A 17,147-nucleotide genomic window follows, 5' to 3' on the forward strand; every position below is an offset into this window, starting at 1 on the left:
GAGTAGATATGAGTGACGCAGTCATCGTCGGCGCGGTACGCACCCCGGTCGGGCGGCGCAAGGGCAGCCTGGCCACCGTGCATCCGGTCGACCTCTCGGCGCACGTGCTGCGCGCCCTCGCCGAGCGCACCGGGATCGAGCCCGGCCAGGTCGACGACGTGGTCTGGGGCTGCGTCTCCCAGGTCGGGGAGCAGTCCTGGAACATCGCCCGCAACGGTGTGCTCGCCGCCGGCTGGCCCGAGTCGGTCCCTGGCACCACCCTCGACCGGCAGTGCGGCTCCAGCCAGCAGGCGCTGCACTTCGCCGCCGCCACCGTCCTCTCCGGCCAGGCCGACCTGGTGGTGGCCGGTGGCGTCGAGTCGATGACCCGGGTGCCGATGGGCTCCAGCGTGGGCGGCGGGATGCCGTTCAGCGACCAGCTCCGCGAGCGCTACCGGGGCGTCGAGGGCTTCGCCGACGACCAGCCGCTGCCGTTCAACCAGGGCGTCGGGGCCGAGCTGATCGCCGCCCGCTGGCACTTCTCCCGGACCCAGCTCGACGAGTTCGCGCTGGCCAGCCACGAGAAGGCGGCCGCCGCGCAGGACGCCGGCGCGTTCGACCCGGAGCTGGCCCCGGTGGCCCTGGCCGACGGCGCCAAGTTCGCCGCCGACGAGGGCATCCGCCGGGACACCTCGCTGGAGAAGCTCGGCGAGCTGGCCACCCCGTTCCGCGCGGACGGCGTGGTGACCGCCGGGTCCGCGTCGCAGATCTCCGACGGCGCCGCCGCGCTCGCCGTCACCACCAGCGAGTGGGCCAGCCGGCACGGCCTGCGCCCGCTGGCCCGGATCCACACCGCCGTGGTCGCCGCCGACGACCCGGTAACCATGCTCACCGCCCCCATCCCGGCCACCGCGAAGGCGCTGCGCCGCGCGGGGCTGGGCATCGAGGAGATCGGGGTGTACGAGGTGAACGAGGCGTTCGCTTCGGTGCCGCTGGCCTGGCTGGCGGAGACCGAGGCCGACCCGGAGCGGCTCAACCCGCGCGGCGGCGCGATCGCCCTGGGCCACCCGCTCGGCGCGTCCGGCGCCCGGATCATGACCACGATGCTCCAGCACATGCGGGACAACGGCCTCCGGTACGGCCTGCAGACCATGTGCGAGGGCGGCGGCATGGCCAACGCCACCATCGTCGAGCTGCTCTGACCCGACCCGACCCGCCGCAGCAGGCGTCGACCTCCCGACGGGGCGGAAATCCCTCGCCCGTGGCCGGTCCTCGGCCTAGATTGCCGAGGTGACCGCGACCTCGGCGCCGCAGACCGACTGGACCGACCCCGACTGGCAGGCGACCGCCCTGGACTGGGTGGGCGAGCAGCTCGGCCGGCGGGTCACCGGCCCGGTCGAGCCCCGGGTCCGCCCCTGGTCGCTGGTCTGGCGGGTGCCCACCGACGTCGGTCCGTTCTGGTTCAAGGCCAACAACCCCGGCACCCGGCACGAGGCGGCGCTCCTGACGGAGCTGGCCCGGCTCGCGCCGGACCGGGTGCTCGGCCCACTCGCGGTGGACGTCGACCGGGGCTGGTCGCTGCTGCCCGACGGTGGCCCGAGCCTGCGCGACGTGCTGGGCGGTGACCGGGACCTCACCCGCTGGGAGCGGGTGCTGCCGGCGTACGCCGACCTCCAGCTCGCCACCGCCCCCCGGGTCGACGCGATGCTGGCCGCCGGCGTGCCCGACCACCGGCCGGAGGTGCTGCCGGAGCTGTTCGGGGCGCTGCTGGACGACGAGGGGTCGCTGCTGCTCGGGGCGGAGAACGGGCTGACCCGGGAGGCGTACGACCGGCTGCGCGCCCACCGGGCCGGGTACGCCGCGGACTGCCGGCGGCTCGCCGACGTCGGCGTCCCGGCCACGATCCAGCACGACGACCTGCACGACGGCAACATCTTCGTGACCGACGACGGGTACCGCATCTTCGACTGGGGGGACGCCTCCGTCGCCCACCCCTTCGGCACCCTGCTGGTGACGCTCCGCTCGGTGGCCCACGGCTTCGACCTGGACCGGGGCGACCCGGCGCTGGCGCGGCTTCGTGACGCGTACCTGGAGGCGTGGACGGACCGGTACGACCGGGCCACCCTGCGGGAGGCCGCCGGACTGGCGACGCGGGTGACCGTGGTCAGCCGGTCGCTCTCCTGGCGGCGGGCCCTGGACACCCCGGACCCGGCGCGCACGGAGTACGCCGAGGCGGTGCCCGGCTGGCTGGAGGAGCTGTTCGCCCCCGGCCCGCTCTGACCGCCGGCCCCGCTCTGACCGCCGGCGCCGGCGCCGGCCCGCGCTGAGCGCCGACCCGTGCGCCGTCGCCCGGCGCTGTGACGGCAGTCATGGCGTGTCCGGGCCGCGTACCTCCTGACCGCCGACCCGCCGCCGGCCGGATGTCGCACCGGGGGTGCGACTCGGCGGCGTGGAAGTTCCAAAAGTCGGCAGTGACCCACATCACCGCAGGTCACTGCTCGTTGACCAGGGCATGGACGTGTTCTCGCGAACGTTCCTCCCGGCCGCCGCCGAGACCGGGTTGGCGGTCCATACGGTGAGCCGGAACATGCCGGTCTTCCGGCAGTGCGTCGGCTCCGGCGACGCCACCATCCTGGTCACCCGGTGCAGTCGCCCCGACCGCCCCGTGGCCGGCGAATACCTCCTCCTGCTCACCCACCGCCGGATGGTGGTCACCCAGCAGACCCGGGTGCTGCACCGGCTGCGCCTGCACCTCAACACCGAACTCCGCGAGCTGAGCAACGTCACCTGGAGCCCGGACCCGCGGTCGCACTCCGTCGAGCTTGCCGCCACCGCGATCGACGGGGCCCGCGAGCGGTTCGTCATCCGTACCCAGCACCCGAAGCAGGTGTGGCAGCTCGACACGCTGCTCCACCACGCCTTCCGCACCCGGCTGCGCAAGCCCGAGGAGCGGGTCGTCGCCACCATCGGCGAGACGCCGGCCGCCGCGCCGGGCCTGCGCCCCGTCGCGGCCCGCTGACCGCATCCTTACCTGACCCGAACACAGCCGTACGGCCACTGTGCCCGGCGGTCGGTCATCATGGGCCGGTGACCGTCGACGCCGCGCCGCGCGGGCTCGTCCTCGTGGTGGAGGACGAGCCGGCCATCGCCGAGCTGGTCCGGCTCTATCTGGGCCGGGACGGGTTCGGTGTGCACCTGGAACGGGACGGCACGGCGGGGCTGGCCGCCGCCCGCCGGCTGCGCCCGGTGGCCTGCGTGCTCGACATCGCCCTGCCCGGCCTGGCCGGCACCGAGATCTGCCGCCGGCTGCGGGAGTCGGGAGACTGGACGCCGGTCATCTTCCTCACCGCCCGCGACGACGAGGTCGACCGGATCGTCGGCCTGGAGCTGGGCGCGGACGACTACGTCACCAAGCCGTTCAGCCCGCGCGAGCTGGTGGCCCGGGTCCGCGCGGTGCTGCGCCGCACCGCCGGCGCCCCCGAGGGAGCCGAGCGGCCACGCACAGTCGGCCCGGTCACCCTCGACCCGGCCCGCCGCACCGTCACCGCAGCCGGCGTGCCCGTGCAGCTCACTTCCACCGAATTCGACCTGCTCGCGCATCTGATGGCCCGGCCCGGCCGGGTCTTCACCCGGGAGGAGCTGCTGGCCGGCGTCTGGGGGTACGCGGCGCACGCCGGCACCCGGACCGTCGACGTGCACGTCGCGCAGGTCCGGGCCAAGCTCGGCGCGGCCAGCGTGATCCGCACCCACCGTGGCGTCGGGTACGCGGCCGATGGCTGAGCCCGTCGCCCCGCACCGGCCGCACGAGCCCACCGTCGCGCTGCCGGTGATCGGGGCCCGCCCGGTGCCCGCGCCCCCCCGGCTCCGGTTCGGTCGTACCCTGACCGCCCGCGCGGTCCTGGTCACCTGCGCGGTGGCGCTGGTGTCGGTGCTGGTCACCGCGCTGGTCGCGGTCCCCCTGGCGGTCCGCGGCGCCGAACGGCGCGACCAGGAGGCGCTCGCCGCGCAGGCCCGGCTCGCCGCCGACGTGCTGCGGGTCCGCCCGGCCCGGCAGCGCGACGCCGGCGGCGATCGACTGATCCGCCAGCTGCGGCAGCAGGAGATCGAGGTGTGGGTCGTCCGGGGCGGCCAGGTCGACCGGCCCGGGCTGCCCCGGCAGGTGGTGACCCGGGTCTCCGCCGGCGGGAACGTCTCCGGCCGCAGGCTTGTCGACGGCGAGCGGGCCCTGGTCGAGGGACGCGCCCTGCCCGGCGGCGACGGGGTGGTGCTCACCCGCGCCACCCCGGAGGGCCCCTGGCGGCAGGTGCTGCGCACCCTCTGGCTGCCGCTGCTGGCCGGGCTCGCCGCCGGGGTGGCGGCCGGGCTGCTCCTCGCCCGCCGGCTGGCCCGGCCGATCCGCGTCGCGGCCACCGCCGCCGCCCGGCTGCGCGCCGGCGACCGGGCGGTCCGGGTGCCGGTGGAGCCGCCGGACGAGGTGGCCGACCTGGCGTACGCGCTGAACGGGCTGGCCGCCGCGCTGGCCACCAGCGAGGGACGGCAGCGGGAGTTCCTGCTCTCCGTCTCGCACGAGCTGCGCACCCCGTTGACCGCGATCCGGGGCTGGGCCGAGGCGCTGGCCGACGGGGTGATCGACGCGGACCAGGCGCCAGGCACCGGCCGGACCATGCTCGCCGAGGCCGAGCACCTGGACCGGCTGGTCAGCGACCTGCTCGCGCTGGCCCGGCTGGAGGCGGCGGACTTCCCGCTGGAACCGGTCCCGGTCGACCTCACCCGGCTGGCCGCGGACGCCGAGCGCACCTGGTCGGACCGGTGCGCGGCGCTCGGGGTGCCGTTCCGGGTGGAGGTACCGGCCGCGGCGGTGCCGGCGTACACCGATCCCGGGCGGATCCGGCAGGTGGTGGACGGGCTGCTGGAGAACGCGCTGCGGGTCGTACCCCCGGGGGCGCCGGTGGTGCTCGCCGTCCGGCCGGCCGGTGCGGACCCGGCGGCCGGCGGGGTGGTCGAGGTCCGCGACGGCGGGCCCGGCTTCACCGACGACGACCTCGCGGTGGCCTTCGAGCGCGGGGCGCTGCACCAGCGCTACCGGGGGGTGCGGAAGGTGGGCAGCGGCCTGGGGCTGGCGCTGGCCGCCGGGCTGGTCCGCCGGCTCGGCGGGGACATCGCGGCCGGGCACGCCCCGGAGGGCGGGGCGGCGTTCACCGTCCGGCTCCCCGCGCATCCTTACCTGACCCGAACATCGGCCTGACCCCGCGCCCATCCGGGTCGGGGACGCTGATTGCACCACGGACGAGAGGGAGAATCATGGCACGTTGGGGTTTCGCCACCGCCACCACCGCGCTGGTCGCCGGGGTCGCGCTCGGTCTCACGGGCTGCGGCCCCGCCCAGGTGGCGCAGGACGCCTCGAAGGCGGCCGCGGTCGACGTGGCCGCGGCGATGGGTGCGGAGGGCCAGGCGCTCGCCGCGATGGGCTTCGACCCCGGCGAGCTGGACGTGCGCGCCGCCGCCGCGCCGTCGGCGTCGGAGTCGCCCGCCCCGGAGGCCTCCCCGGGCCCGAAGCGCAAGCGGGGCGAGCGGGCCGAGGAGTGGCGCAAGCGGCGGCAGGCCCGGGTGCTGCTGCGGAAGAACACCCTGCACGGCGAGGCCGTGGTGCAGACCAAGGACGGCGGCACGAAGACCGTCGCCGTCCAGCGCGGCCAGGTGACCGCCATCGACGGCGACTCGATGACCGTGAAGTCCTCCGACGGCTTCACGATGACCTGGACGTTCGGCGACGACCTGCGGGTGATCGAGCGGCGCACCACGGTCCGGTCCAGCGACATCACGGTCGGTACGACCGTCGGTGTCGCGGGTGCCAAGGACGGCGACGGCGGTACGGCCCGACTGATCGTGGTCCCGTTCAAGCAGCAGTGAGCACGCGGGAGCGGCCGTCCCCGGCAGGGGACGGCCGCTCCCGTCGTCGGTCAGTAGACCCGGGAACCGATGAAGTCGTCGTGCCCGTACCCGACGGGGTTCGGGAACGACCGGGACTCGAAGGACCACTGCTGGCGGGCGCTGGTGGAGCAGGTCGCCAGCCGCAGCCTCGGGGTGCCGAACCACGGGTTGTCGAACGCCACGCAGAGGTTGGTCGCGCCGGCCGGCTTGAGCTGGTTGCCGGCGAAGACGAACTTCTGGTTGGCGCCGCCGTGGCAGTCGTGGATGTTGACCGCGGTGTTGGCGGTCAGCGAGCCGCCCGCCGCGTCCAGGCAGCGGTCGTGGGAGAGCTCGGAGTGCAGCGACTGCCGGGTCGGGTCGTACCAGAAGCCCTGGTTGCGCCCGCCGTGGCAGGCGTACGACTGCTGGGCGGTGCCGTTGCGCGAGTTGTACCCCTTGCCGTCCACGCAGGTGCCGGTGGCGGCGTTGCGCAGCTGCTTGAACTCGAGGAGCCCGGTGTAGAGCACGCCGCTGCCGGTGCTGGCCGGGTCGACGCAGGTGGCCCGCTGCTGGCCGGAGTTCCAGAACTGGGTGATGCACTGGGCGAACATGCCGTGCCCGCGGGCGTTGGGGTGGAACGACTGCCGGGCGGCGTTCTCGTCCCAGATCCCCACCTCGATGTAGAGGCCGCGGACCGAGGTGTTGTCGGTGCACACCTCGTGGCCGTGGAAGAGCCGACTGGCGTCCAGGTAGCGGGTGCCGGTGTTGGTCGCCGCCGCGCGCAGCGCCGACTCGAACAGCGGCACCGCCTTGTTCCGGGCGAACGCGGTGTCGGCGAGGTAGAGCAGGCAGCCACCGCCGTACCAGCCGGGGAAGTCCGGGTTGTCCTCCACGTCCGGGCTGCCCGGGCTCGGGTACGACATGAGCACCAGCTCGTAGTCCGAGCGGAGGTAGCCGGCGTCGGTCATGGTCTGCCGGATGGAGGCGAGCGCCTCCTCGACGGCGCCTCGGCTGCCGTCGGTGCGGATGGTCCACTCGTCGGTGTAGGTCGGGTAGCAGGGGCCCTGGAAGAAGACCCGGCGGACCGCGCAGTCGGTGGCCACCGGTCCGAACTGGATGGTGCCGTCGCCGTTGGCCCCGACCACCACCCAGATCAGCCTGACCTGCGTGTTGCGGGCCTTGACGGCGAGGTAGTCGCCCTGGTTGAGCTCGTTGTGCTGGGTGGGACCGCCGGCGACCAGGTTCCACGGGGTGGCCCCGGAGCAGGCCAGGTTGTACTGGGTGTCGGAGGGGATGCCGGTACGGAAGACGGCCTGGTCGTACGAGCGGTCGCACCAGTTGCCGTTCTGGTGGGTGCCGGGGACGTAGTTGCCCACGCCCTCGCCGGAGATCTCGCTGTCGCCCATGGTGACCAGGGCGGTGCGGCGCTGCTCCAGCGGCCGGATCTCCGGTGAGCCGTAGAGCGCGGTGGCCTCGGCGGCGCGGACCGCCTCGAGGTTGGTCGGGAGTGGCTGGACGGTCGGACGGTCGTCGGCGGTGGCGGGGGACGCCGGCCCGAGGAGCATCGGCAGGACGAGGGCGGCGGCGGAGACGACGGCCAGGGTCCGCCGTCGGATCGCCGGTGCGCGCCTGGTGGGGGTGCCAAGCATCGACGCACTCCTTTCGGCTCGATCGCGGGGCGTCGATCGAGTTACCGGAAGGTAACGCGCGGGACTCAGTGATGTGAATATGTCTCGGGAAAGGTTTCCGCCATCTGCGCGCCGCGGTGTCCGCCGGACCGTGGGTGATTCAGCGGGACGGTGGCAGCGCGTAGCCGACGTGGTCGCGGAACTCGACCCGCCAGTTCGGCGGGGCCAGCCGTGCGCAGGCCGCGCGGGTACCGGTGCAGACGATCGCGTCCACCGAGGCCGGGTCGGCGGGCGGCCGTTCGGGGAGCACCGACTGCAACGCCACCAGCTCCGGCGGCCCGCCGTCGGCATCGCGCAGCAGCAGCCACCAGGGGTACTCCCAGTTGTCGTTCTGCTGCACCAGGCCGATCCGGCGGGCGCCGGTGCCCCGGACCGCCGCGGCCGCCCAGCGGAACTCGGCCGCCCACTGCGGCCGGCGCAGGAAGCGGGTGTCCCACTCCGGGGTGGTGACGACCGAGCCGGCGCCGACCAGCCGGCGCGGGAAGCCGTACGAGAGGGTCAGCACGCCGGCCAGCGCCGAGGTGGCCAGCACGGTCACCGCCAGCCCCGCCGCCACCGACCGTCGGCCCGGGACCGGCCGGCGCCGGAACAGCGCGTCCAGCCAGAGCCCGGCCAGCGGTACGGCCGCCACCAGCGCGTAGAGCAGCAGCCGGTTGCCCCACGGCTGCCACTTGATCATCGCGGTGTGCAGCCCGACGGCGACCACCACCACGACCGCGTACGCGCGCAGCGCGCTCGGCCGCGCCGGACTGATCCGGGCCGGCCGGGCCAGCGCGCCGATCGCGCCGACCAGCGCCAGCGACCCGGCCAGCGGGAACGCCACCCGGTCCTCGTCCGGATACCAGGCCGGCACCGGGAAGACGGCCCGGCCGAACGTGATCGCCCGGTCCTGCGGGTCGACGCCGAACGCCCGGGAGCCGGCCATGATCGCCTCGGCGCTGCCGGCCCGCAGCGGGGCCAGCGGGGTGTCGACCGCGGTGTGCCCGATCCGCAGCGCGTTGACCAGGATCGACGCCGGGTCGTGCCGTTCCATCGGGACGGACTCGCGCAACCGGGGCGGCCCGAGCGGGTGCCCGAACTCTCCCATCTCCCGGGCCAGGAACGGTCCCACCGCGACCGCGGCGACCAGCAGCACCAGCAGCGAGCTACCGGCCGTCCGCGCCACCCCGGCCGCCGGCCGGACCCGCGCATCACGGTCCGCCGGTCCGGTGGGCGCCGGGCCCGGGTCGCCGCCGGAACCGTCCGCTCCGACCGGTCTTGACCGCGTCGCTCCCGGTCGGAACGCCAGCCGGAGCTGGGCGACACCCCAGAGGACCAGCAGCGGACCGACCACGAGCAGTCCGCTGGTCTTGGTCAGCGCGGTCAGCCCGGTCGCGGCGCCCAGCGCCAGCAGCGCGCCGAGGCCGGCTCGCCGGCGCAGCCCGTCCAGGGCCAGCGTCGCCGCGCAGGCCGCCCAGGCGGCGGCCACCAGGTCGGTCTGGGTGCTGGTCGACTGGAGCACCACCATCGGCGTGGTGGCCAGCACGAACGCGGTGAACAACTGGGCCCGCCGCCCACCGCCGAGCTGCGCGGTCACCCGGGTGGCCACCACCAGGCACCCGATCCCGGCGGCCCACTGCACCAGGTTGTGCAGCCGGTCCCCGCCGGTGAACAGGCGCAGGTGCAGCAGCAGGTACTCCGCGCCGGGCGGGATGGTCACCTGCCGGTGGATCGCGGTCGGCCAGAAGTCCAGGCTGCCCTGGGCGACCCAGTGCTCCACCTTCGGCAGGTGGTAGGTCTGCGAGTCGAAGTTGTTCGGCTCGGCCAGCAGGGCGACGAACAGCTCCACCAGCACCAGCCCGGCGACCGTGCCGGCCAGCAGCCGCTCGCCCCGGCCGGCCGTACGCCGGACGTGGGCCAGCCGGGCGGACCAGCCGGCCAGGGCCGTCGCGACGTCGCGCCGCAGGGACGCCGGCCCCGGGGAGACCGTCGGGCCGGACCCGGCGGCCGGGCCGTCGAGAGTGGCCGGCGCGGCGGCCGGCGCGCCCGCCCCCACCAGCGTGGCGCGCCGGGTCGCGGTGACCGCCGTTTCCCGGCGGACGGTGGCCCGGCGGCGCCGCCACCCGGCCGCGCCGGCGACCCCGACCAGGAAGAGCAGCCACGCCGCGACGAAGGCCGGCCGGGTGAGCGCGTGCCGGGCGCCGAGCAGCTCCACGGTCAGCACGGCGAACATGCCGGTCAGCAGCGCGGCGCGGACGACGGCCAGCCGCAGCGGCGCGATCACCCTGTCCCGGCGGGGCCACAGCACGCCGGAGGGCGGGGCGAGCGCGGCGACGGGCGTCACCGCCAACAGGGAGCCGGCTGCCGACATGGGCGGAAGTAAACACCATGTTCCTGATGCCCGACCGGCGGATGTCCGTGGTGGCGGGCTCGGTGGGACTGACCTGCCAGGCTAGGCTAGGGCCGACATGCTGTCGCCACCGTGGAGATCCCCGTGAAGCTCTCGATCCTCATGCCGGTCTACAACGAGGAAGAACGCATCGCGGATGCCCTCAAGCAGGCATTGGCGGTCGACTACCCGTGCGAGATCGAGCTGGTCGTGGTCGACGACGGCAGCCGGGACGGCACCGGTGAGATCCTCGGGCGGGCCGACGACACGCGGCTTCGGGTGATCACCCACCAGCGCAACGCGGGCAAGGGCGCGGCGATCAAGACGGCGGTGGACAACGCCGAGGGTGAATACATGGTCATCCTCGACGCCGACCTGGAGTACGACCCGCAGGACATCCCCCGCCTGCTCGCCCCGGTCCTCGACGGCCGGACCACCGTGGTCTACGGGAATCGGACCTTCGGCAGCCACAGCGCCTACAGCTTCTGGTACGTGATGGGCAACAAGGGCGTCACGATGGTCGCCAACGTGCTCTTCAACTCCTACATCGGTGACCTGGAGACCTGCTTCAAGCTGATGCCGGTGGAGCTCTACCGCTCGCTGGAGATCCGCTCCCGCGGCTTCGGCATGGAGGCGGAGGTGACCGGGAAGCTGCTGCGCCAGCGGATCCGCCCCTACGAGGTGCCGATCAGCTACCGGGCCCGCGGTCGCGAGGAGGGCAAGAAGATCACCTGGAAGGACGGCGTCGAGGCGCTCTGGATCCTCGGCCGGGAGCGCACCCGCCGCCGTCCCGCCGGCTCAGCCCGCGGCTGACAGCGCCGGCGACAGGAAGTCGCCGACCGACCGGTGCAGGCCGGTCGCATCCAGCCCGTGCCAACGGGTGTGGTCGTCGGCCGAGCCGTACCGCCGCAGCTCCGCCCGACCCACCCCCAGACTGAGCAGCCGGTGCGGCCGGTCGGAGAGCGCCGCGCCGACCACCCGGGCCGACGTCCCGGCCAGGTAGGGCTCGACCAGGATCACCTCCGTACCGGCCAGCGCCCGCAGGCCGCCCACGTCGAACGGCCGCGGGCGGTGGGTGTAGGCCACGGTGACCGGCAGGTCGGCCACCGCCGCGAGCGCCGCGTCCAGCATGGGTCCGACCGCCACCAGCAGCGCCGCGCCCGGCCCAGCGTCGCGCACCACCCGCAGCTCGCCGCTCCCCGGGTACGCCCGCCCGTTGACCTGCGTCGACAACCGCAGGTACGCCAAGCCGTCCGCCGCCACGGCGCGCCGCAGCAGGCCGGCCACCTCGCCCGGGTGCCCGGGCACGTGCACCGTCCAGTCGTGCAGCGTGTCGATCAGCGCCACGTCGGCCGGGGAGAGGTGGGTCCGGCCGGCCGCCGCCCGGTCGTACGACGCCCCGACGCTGACCAGCACCGCGCCGACGCCCTGGTGGTCGAGGTCCAGCTTGATCTGCTCGTACGCCCGCTCCACCAGGAACGGGGCGTAGCTGTGCGCCACCGGTCGCAGCCCGGTCAGCGCCAGCCCGCCGGCCACCCCGACCAGCAGCTGCTCCCGGATGCCGACGTTGAGCACCCGGTCCGGGTGCCGCCGGGCCGCCGGGGCGAACGACGCGGCGGAGATGTCCGCCAGCACGACCGCCGTACGCGGATCCTCCGCCAGCAGGTCGGTCATGGTGTCGATGAAGGTCTCCCGCATCACGGCTGCTCCCCGTCGGTGACGACCGCGACGACGACGTGCGGCCGGTGCTGGTCGTGCCCGGTCAGGGCGGTGTGCAGGGCGTCGTGGTCGCGCCCGTCGACGGTGGCGGCGGTCCAGCCGTTGACGGTGAACCGGCTGGCCGCCCCGCCCGGCCAGCCGTGGCTGGCGGACCGGTTGTCGACCACGATCGCGGTCAGGTTGGCCAGCCCGGTGGCGCCGGCGTACGCGATCGCCTCGTGGTTGGAGCCCTCGTCGAGTTCGGCGTCGCCGAGCAGCACGTACACCCGGGGGTCGCCGAGGCCCTGGGCACGCAGCCCGAGCGCGGTGCCCACGCCGAGCCCCAGGCCGTGGCCGAGCGAGCCGGAGCCGATCTCCACCCCGGGCACCAGCAGCCGGTCCGGGTGGTCGCCGAGGCGGCTGTCGGGGCCGCCCTGGTCGTCCAGCCAGTTCGCGGGGACGAAGCCCTTGGCGGCGAGGACCGCGTAGTAGCCGGCGACGGCGTGGCCCTTGGAGAGCAGGAAGCGGTCCCGCTCCGGGTCGTCGACGGTCGTCGGGGTGATCCGCAGGATCCGGTCGTGGAGCACCCAGAGCACGTCGATCGTCGAGTACACGTTGGGGCCGAATTCGCGGCCGGCGCGCAGCCGTTCCAGCGGCGTGGCGACCGGTCCCGGCACGGTCCGGCCGGGTGGGGCGGTGGCGGTCGTGATGGTCATGCGGCTAGCCTGCAATCTCAAGTTCACTTCAACTCAAGGCGGTGTGATGCACGGATCCCTCACCATCGGGCAGCTCGCGGCACGCAGCGGCGTGGCCCCCTCGGCGCTGCGCTACTACGAGCGGCTCGGCCTGATCCGGGCCGAGCGCACCGGCGGCAACCAGCGCCGGTACGCCCGCACCGAGCTGCGCCGGGTGGCGTTCGTCCGGATCTCCCAGCAGGTCGGCATCTCGCTGGAGGAGATCCGGGACGCGCTGGACTCGCTGCCGTCCTCGCGTACCCCTACCCCGGACGACTGGGCCGCGCTCTCCCGCACCTGGCGGGAGCGGCTGGACGAGAAGATCAGGCTGCTCGGCAAGCTCCGCGACGACCTGGACGGCTGCATCGGCTGCGGCTGCCTGTCGTTGCAGCGCTGCACCCTCTACAACCCGGGGGACTCGCTCGCCGGCGAGGGGCCGGGCGCCCGGCTGGTCCTGCCCCGGCCGCCGGCCGTCGCCGCTCCCTCGGCCTCGCCGGCCGGGCGGTGAGGCTGCCCCGCGCCGTCAGCCGACCGTGAGCAGCACCTTGCCCACGTGGTCGTTCGACTCGACCAGCCGGTGCGCCTGCGCCGCGTCGGTGATCGGCAGCCGCCGGTCCACGATCGGCCGGACCGCGCCGGACTCCACCAGCGGCCACACCTGCTCCCGGACTCCCCGGACGATCTCCGCCTTGTCCTCCGGTGGCCGGGAGCGCAGCGCCGTGGCGGCAACCGATGCCCGCTTGGCCAGCAGCGCGCCCAGGTCCAGCTCGCCCTTGCGGCCGCCCTGCATGCCGATCACCACCAGCCGGCCGCCGTCGGCCAGCGCCGCCACGTTCCGGCCCAGGTAGGAGGCGCCCATGATGTCGAGGATGACGTCGGCGCCCCGGTCGTCGGTGACCCGGCGTACCTCCTCGACGAAGTCCTGCTCCCGGTAGTCGATGGTGTGCGCGGCGCCCAGCTCGCGCAGCCGGTCGTGCTTCGCCGACCGGGCGGTGACCACCACGGTCGCGCCGAGCGCCACCCCGAGCTGGATGGCGAAGGTGCCGATCCCGCTGCCGCCGCCGTGCACCAGCAGCGTCTCGCCCGTGCCGAGCCGGGCCAGCCGCACCACGTTCGACCAGACCGTGCAGGCCACCTCGGGCAGCGCCGCCGCGTCGACCAGGTCGACGCCGGCCGGCACCGGCAGCAGCTGCCCGGCCGGGACGGCCACCCGCTCCGCGTACCCGCCGCCGGCCAGCAGCGCGCAGACCTCCTGGCCGACCTCCCAGCCGGTCACGTCGGGGCCGGTCGCGCCGATCACCCCGGAGCACTCCAGACCGGGGTACGCGGGCGCGCCGGGCGGCGGCGGGTAGTGCCCCTGCCGCTGGAGCAGGTCCGCCCGGTTCACCGCGCTGGCCCGGACGTCGACGATCACCTCACCCGGGCCGGGCTCGGGATCGGGCACCTCGGCCCAGACGAGTGCCTCGGGGCCGCCGGGTTCCGGGATCGTGATCGCGCGCATGGCCCAGTCTTACCCGATCCATCCCCCGGGCCACGTCCGGGTCGGGATATCCCCCCACCGGAAAATCCGCCCACTGTGGACCGATCGCCCGCCCCGATCCTGGTGGTCGACATGATCACCGTTGCCCTGCTGCCACACGGGGGGTGGGAGGTCGGTTCGTCCGTGCGGCGTCCGTGGCAGACTAGGCACCGGCCGCGCATCCTCGGGTGGCGGTCCGGGAGGGTTCGCCTAGTGGCCGATGGCGCTGGTCTTGAAAACCGGTAAGGCAGCGATGTCTTCGTGGGTTCGAATCCCACACCCTCCGCCCGTCGTGGATCTCCCTTTACGCAGCTCAGCCCCCGTTTGCCGACGGGGGCTGTTTGCTGGTGGGGGGCTGGTGGGGGGACTAGGCGCCGCCCCCTCCGTTGATGGAGTGCAGCTTGGCGAGGAACACTGTGTCCTCTTCCGCCGCCTTCTCCTCCATCGCCTTGAGCAGCTTGCGCACCACGACGGTGGTGACCTCCGCCTGGGCGTCGACCTTCTCGATGTGCTCGACGAGGCTGTCGAAGGTGCGCCGCTCGTCGCGCATCCGGTCAACCTGCGCGCGGAGGGCGGCGTTTTCCCGTCGCGAGACCTTGATGGCCAGCCAGGCGCCGAGGAAGGGCCCCGCGACGGCGTAGGTGGCGCCGACGGCGAACGTCAGGGTGTCGAACGGCTCGGCCAGCGTGAACGGGGTGAAGTTGTGGAGGACGCGGGCGAAGACGGCGATGGTTCCGGCGGTGCAGATCGCGCCTGCGATGCCGTACGACAACGGGGTGGGGCGCTTCGGGTGGTACACGGTCTGATCAGCTCCGATCGGTTGTGCTGTGGTGGCTTGATCGGAGGCCGGGGGGTAGCCGCCTCCTGCCGGGCGCCCAGGGGGTGGCGGCCGGCGTGTGCCCGCGGGAAGGCGGGCAGGGGGCGGCTCAGGCTGGGCCGGGCTCGACGCTGGTGTGTCGGGAGGCGGGGATCGTCGACCGCGGCCGGGCGTGTTCGAGGCGGGCCAGGGTGGGCGGGACGTGGCTGCCGGTGAGGTCGGCGGCGTGGGTGGCGCCGGTTTGGCCGCTGCTGGCGGTGGCGCCGCTGGTGGCGTTGTCGGCGGGCTCAGGCTGGCACGGCTTGCTGGTGCGCTCGGCGGCCGGCGGCTCGTCGGGCACACGCAGGAGGGCGCGGAGGGCGTCCCGGTCGATCGGCGGGGCGTCGTCGGGGTCGCCGCACAGGGCTGGCTGGTCGGGGCCGGCGGTGAGCGCGGTGATGAGGGCGGCGACGGCTGGGCCGGGCGGCGGGTTGGCGGGCGTGGCGGCCGGGGTGGTGCCGGCGACGGGGCCGATGACGACGGGCGCGGTCGGAGCCGGCGCGGTCGGGGCCGGCGGCAGCTCGGGCAGCGGCGGCAGCGGGATGGTGGGCAGCTCGGGCAGCGGCGGGTCCAGCGGCGGGAGCTCGACGATGGGGTCTGGCTCGGGCTTGGGGTCCTCGGCGGGCTTGTCCTCGGCGGGCTTGTCCGGCTTGTCGGCCGGCGGCTGGTCCTCGGTGGGCTTCGGGTCCGGCTTGGGGACGGGCTCGTCGCCCTGGTCCTCGGCCGGCGGCTTGGGCTTGGCCGGCTTCTTGCCGGGTTCGCACTTCGGCTTGGACACCTTGGTGACGGCGGCCTTGGCCTTGTCGCTGGCCTGCTCGGGGAGCTGGACCGCGGCGGCCGGCTTCTTGTCGGCGGCGTGGGCGTCGTCGGCGTCGAGGGCCGAGAGGCCGATCCAGGCGCCGGCGGTGAAGGCTCCGGCCAGGAGCACGCGTCGGATGGTGTGGTGCTGCATGGCCGTCACCTCCCCGAAGGCGTTTCGGTCCCGTGGCTGGGACTTCCCCCGATCCTCTCACCAGTCCGGTTAAGGCTGGGGAAAGGTTCCGTCGGGCAAGTGTGGACCTTGCTCGGCGAAGCGTCCATCGTCGTACAAGTGTCCGCCATTTGCACGCTCGGCTATGGGTCGTGTCCGTTCAGCCATCAAGATCGGTGACGATTCGTCCCCTGTGACCAGCTACCGGCCGGTCACTTCGCGCCATGTGAAGATCCGTCGCGGAGCCTTGCCACGGCAAGGCCTACCGGTCCGGTCACGCAGATGGCGAACATGAGTGATCTGACTGTTACGGATTGCAAGATCGCCCCGAACTAGTCAGATGGGGGTGCGTCCGTTCAGCCCGCCTGGAAGACGATCCGGTGCCTGTCCGCCGGGTACAGATCTTGCAGACCGTCGGGGTGGTGGACCACGATCAGCGGCACACCTTCGGGCACGTCGTACTCGTCGCGCTCGCGGGGCGTCGGGTTGCGGGCCGACACCGCGTCACCCGGGTCGACAGTCACCAGTTCCGGCTCGACGTGCTCCCGCACGACCACACCGTAGCCCCGCACCGACACGGCCAGGCCCTCGTTGCGTAACTGCATCAGCGCTGCTCGGGCGGTCTTGCTGGCCACCCCGTACGTCTGGGCGAGGGTCGCCTCGGACGGGAGGCGTTGGCCGGGTCTGATCTGCCCGGAGGTGATCTGCGCGCGGAGGATCTCGGCCAGCTCCGCGTAGCCGACCGGGCCCTGCCCCGGGTAGATCACGCCCCGGAGGCTAGGGCCCGGCTGGTTGGGCGCTAGCGGGCTACCCGGCTAGCTCAATTTCGACCGCGCCGCTCGTCTTCGGCGCCGCTTCCACAGTCGGGTGGCGAACCGGTCCCGCCGCGGGCTGCCCTTGCACCACCAGCACTTGCGGGACAGCGTCGGGTCCGACTCCGGCCGGCGCACGCCTCTGCCTTTGCACCAGCGGCAGTCCCGCTGCGGGTACATCAGGCAGGACACCGGGTACGCGAGGACCAGGGCGGCGAGCAGCGTCCACCCGACCCAGCCGCCCCTCACGCCGCCGCCCTGGCGCGGCGCTTCTGGTCGACCATCGGCTTGTACGTCTTCTTCGCCCACACGTACAGGCTGCGCCCCCAGCGCCGGCGCAGGCCGCTGGCCTTGCAGCGTCGGCAGGGGCGGGGGCGCTTGCGGACGGCGGTCGTGCGGTGGCCTTTGCCGGCGCAGCGTCGGCACTTCCCGAACGGTTTCACCGCGCACAGCAGGGCGTACGCGGCGAGCATGGCGGTCGCGGCGAGCGTGAGGGTCACAGGGTGCCTCCAGGGGCTGATTTCGGGGGTCGCGGCGAGGGTGCCGCGACCGCGACTATCGGCTGTCTACGCAGGTCAGGCCCGGCGCGGCCCCAGTCGCGGACCCGCGACTG

At 74.3% G+C, this 17,147-nt stretch carries 18 protein-coding genes and 1 tRNA gene; 9 read left to right on the forward strand and 10 right to left on the reverse strand.

Annotated features, from left to right (window positions below; translation table 11 throughout):
• The first annotated feature begins 8 nt into the window (after positions 1–8).
• The 6 genes from ACLQ2U_RS10510 (at position 9) to ACLQ2U_RS10535 (ending at position 5,889) form a co-directional block, all read left to right on the forward strand.
• On the forward strand, positions 9–1,181 hold the full coding sequence (locus tag ACLQ2U_RS10510; RefSeq protein WP_425750380.1) for a thiolase family protein: 1,173 nt from the start codon (positions 9–11) through the stop codon (positions 1,179–1,181).
• Positions 1,182–1,269: 88 nt separating this feature from the next.
• The gene (locus ACLQ2U_RS10515; protein ID WP_425750381.1) at positions 1,270–2,259 is read left to right on the forward strand and encodes a phosphotransferase; all 990 of its coding nucleotides are present in this window, start codon (positions 1,270–1,272) and stop codon (positions 2,257–2,259) included.
• A 232-nt stretch (positions 2,260–2,491) separates the two neighbouring features.
• Positions 2,492–2,998 (forward strand): hypothetical protein, encoded by a 507-nt coding sequence (locus ACLQ2U_RS10520; RefSeq protein WP_425750382.1) that lies wholly within the window; start codon positions 2,492–2,494, stop codon positions 2,996–2,998.
• Between the two features lie 68 nt (positions 2,999–3,066).
• Complete coding sequence (locus tag ACLQ2U_RS10525; RefSeq protein ID WP_425750383.1) at positions 3,067–3,759, forward strand: response regulator transcription factor; 693 nt, start codon at positions 3,067–3,069, stop codon at positions 3,757–3,759.
• Positions 3,752–5,224, forward strand: coding sequence for a sensor histidine kinase (locus ACLQ2U_RS10530; protein ID WP_425750384.1), 1,473 nt, complete (start codon positions 3,752–3,754; stop codon positions 5,222–5,224). The genes ACLQ2U_RS10525 and ACLQ2U_RS10530 overlap by 8 nt, the downstream gene beginning before the upstream one ends.
• Positions 5,225–5,280: 56 nt before the next feature.
• On the forward strand, positions 5,281–5,889 hold the full coding sequence (locus ACLQ2U_RS10535) for a hypothetical protein (protein WP_425750385.1): 609 nt from the start codon (positions 5,281–5,283) through the stop codon (positions 5,887–5,889).
• A 50-nt stretch (positions 5,890–5,939) separates the two neighbouring features.
• On the opposite strand, the gene ACLQ2U_RS10540 is transcribed toward ACLQ2U_RS10535, so the two are convergent.
• The gene (locus ACLQ2U_RS10540; protein ID WP_425750386.1) at positions 5,940–7,538 is read right to left on the reverse strand and encodes a ricin-type beta-trefoil lectin domain protein; all 1,599 of its coding nucleotides are present in this window, start codon (positions 7,536–7,538) and stop codon (positions 5,940–5,942) included.
• A 139-nt stretch (positions 7,539–7,677) separates the two neighbouring features.
• The gene (locus ACLQ2U_RS10545; protein ID WP_425750387.1) at positions 7,678–9,927 is read right to left on the reverse strand and encodes a phospholipid carrier-dependent glycosyltransferase; all 2,250 of its coding nucleotides are present in this window, start codon (positions 9,925–9,927) and stop codon (positions 7,678–7,680) included.
• A 123-nt stretch (positions 9,928–10,050) separates the two neighbouring features.
• On the opposite strand from ACLQ2U_RS10545, the gene ACLQ2U_RS10550 reads away from it, so the two are divergent.
• The gene (locus ACLQ2U_RS10550) at positions 10,051–10,758 is read left to right on the forward strand and encodes a glycosyltransferase family 2 protein (RefSeq protein ID WP_425750517.1); all 708 of its coding nucleotides are present in this window, start codon (positions 10,051–10,053) and stop codon (positions 10,756–10,758) included.
• Here ACLQ2U_RS10550 and ACLQ2U_RS10555 read toward each other — a convergent pair.
• The gene (locus tag ACLQ2U_RS10555) at positions 10,744–11,643 is read right to left on the reverse strand and encodes a transketolase family protein (RefSeq protein WP_425750388.1); all 900 of its coding nucleotides are present in this window, start codon (positions 11,641–11,643) and stop codon (positions 10,744–10,746) included. The genes ACLQ2U_RS10550 and ACLQ2U_RS10555 overlap by 15 nt on opposite strands.
• Positions 11,643–12,359: a transketolase gene (locus ACLQ2U_RS10560; protein ID WP_425750389.1), complete on the reverse strand. Its 717-nt coding sequence runs from the start codon at positions 12,357–12,359 to the stop codon at positions 11,643–11,645. Before ACLQ2U_RS10560 ends, ACLQ2U_RS10555 begins: the two co-directional genes overlap by 1 nt.
• A gap of 46 nt (positions 12,360–12,405) precedes the next feature.
• On the opposite strand from ACLQ2U_RS10560, the gene soxR reads away from it, so the two are divergent.
• Positions 12,406–12,885: a redox-sensitive transcriptional activator SoxR gene (gene soxR, locus ACLQ2U_RS10565; RefSeq protein WP_425750390.1), complete on the forward strand. Its 480-nt coding sequence runs from the start codon at positions 12,406–12,408 to the stop codon at positions 12,883–12,885.
• Positions 12,886–12,900: 15 nt separating this feature from the next.
• Here the strand turns inward: soxR and ACLQ2U_RS10570 are convergent, their stop codons facing one another.
• Positions 12,901–13,878: an NAD(P)H-quinone oxidoreductase gene (locus ACLQ2U_RS10570; protein WP_425750391.1), complete on the reverse strand. Its 978-nt coding sequence runs from the start codon at positions 13,876–13,878 to the stop codon at positions 12,901–12,903.
• A 217-nt stretch (positions 13,879–14,095) separates the two neighbouring features.
• On the opposite strand from ACLQ2U_RS10570, the gene ACLQ2U_RS10575 reads away from it, so the two are divergent.
• Positions 14,096–14,182 (forward strand) — tRNA-Ser (locus ACLQ2U_RS10575).
• 81 nt (positions 14,183–14,263) lie between these two features.
• Here ACLQ2U_RS10575 and ACLQ2U_RS10580 read toward each other — a convergent pair.
• The 5 genes from ACLQ2U_RS10580 to ACLQ2U_RS10600 form a co-directional block, all read right to left on the reverse strand.
• Positions 14,264–14,695, reverse strand: a complete 432-nt coding sequence (locus tag ACLQ2U_RS10580) for a hypothetical protein (protein ID WP_425750392.1) — start codon at positions 14,693–14,695, stop codon at positions 14,264–14,266.
• 127 nt (positions 14,696–14,822) lie between these two features.
• Positions 14,823–15,704 (reverse strand): hypothetical protein, encoded by an 882-nt coding sequence (locus ACLQ2U_RS10585; protein WP_425750393.1) that lies wholly within the window; start codon positions 15,702–15,704, stop codon positions 14,823–14,825.
• Between the two features lie 374 nt (positions 15,705–16,078).
• Entirely contained in the window at positions 16,079–16,489 is a 411-nt protein-coding gene (locus ACLQ2U_RS10590) for a winged helix-turn-helix domain-containing protein (protein ID WP_425750394.1), read from the reverse strand.
• Positions 16,490–16,537: 48 nt separating this feature from the next.
• On the reverse strand, positions 16,538–16,783 hold the full coding sequence (locus tag ACLQ2U_RS10595) for a hypothetical protein (protein ID WP_425750395.1): 246 nt from the start codon (positions 16,781–16,783) through the stop codon (positions 16,538–16,540).
• Positions 16,780–17,034, reverse strand: a complete 255-nt coding sequence (locus ACLQ2U_RS10600; protein WP_425750396.1) for a hypothetical protein — start codon at positions 17,032–17,034, stop codon at positions 16,780–16,782. Before ACLQ2U_RS10600 ends, ACLQ2U_RS10595 begins: the two co-directional genes overlap by 4 nt.
• Positions 17,035–17,147: the final 113 nt, after the last annotated feature.

It is taken from the genome of Micromonospora sp. DT47, from assembly GCF_049844475.1.
Classification (GTDB): domain Bacteria; phylum Actinomycetota; class Actinomycetes; order Mycobacteriales; family Micromonosporaceae; genus Micromonospora.

Coding starts and splice junctions, on each gene's coding strand:
- ACLQ2U_RS10510 (WP_425750380.1), top strand. CDS start 9: ATGAGTGACGCAGTCATCGTCGGCGCGGTACGCACCCCGGTCGGGCGG.
- ACLQ2U_RS10520 (WP_425750382.1), top strand. CDS start 2,492: ATGGACGTGTTCTCGCGAACGTTCCTCCCGGCCGCCGCCGAGACCGGG.
- ACLQ2U_RS10530 (WP_425750384.1), top strand. CDS start 3,752: ATGGCTGAGCCCGTCGCCCCGCACCGGCCGCACGAGCCCACCGTCGCG.
- ACLQ2U_RS10535 (WP_425750385.1), top strand. CDS start 5,281: ATGGCACGTTGGGGTTTCGCCACCGCCACCACCGCGCTGGTCGCCGGG.
- ACLQ2U_RS10540 (WP_425750386.1), bottom strand. CDS start 7,538: ATGCTTGGCACCCCCACCAGGCGCGCACCGGCGATCCGACGGCGGACC.
- ACLQ2U_RS10545 (WP_425750387.1), bottom strand. CDS start 9,927: ATGTCGGCAGCCGGCTCCCTGTTGGCGGTGACGCCCGTCGCCGCGCTC.
- ACLQ2U_RS10555 (WP_425750388.1), bottom strand. CDS start 11,643: ATGCGGGAGACCTTCATCGACACCATGACCGACCTGCTGGCGGAGGAT.
- ACLQ2U_RS10560 (WP_425750389.1), bottom strand. CDS start 12,359: ATGACCATCACGACCGCCACCGCCCCACCCGGCCGGACCGTGCCGGGA.
- soxR (WP_425750390.1), top strand. CDS start 12,406: ATGCACGGATCCCTCACCATCGGGCAGCTCGCGGCACGCAGCGGCGTG.
- ACLQ2U_RS10570 (WP_425750391.1), bottom strand. CDS start 13,878: ATGCGCGCGATCACGATCCCGGAACCCGGCGGCCCCGAGGCACTCGTC.
- ACLQ2U_RS10585 (WP_425750393.1), bottom strand. CDS start 15,704: ATGCAGCACCACACCATCCGACGCGTGCTCCTGGCCGGAGCCTTCACC.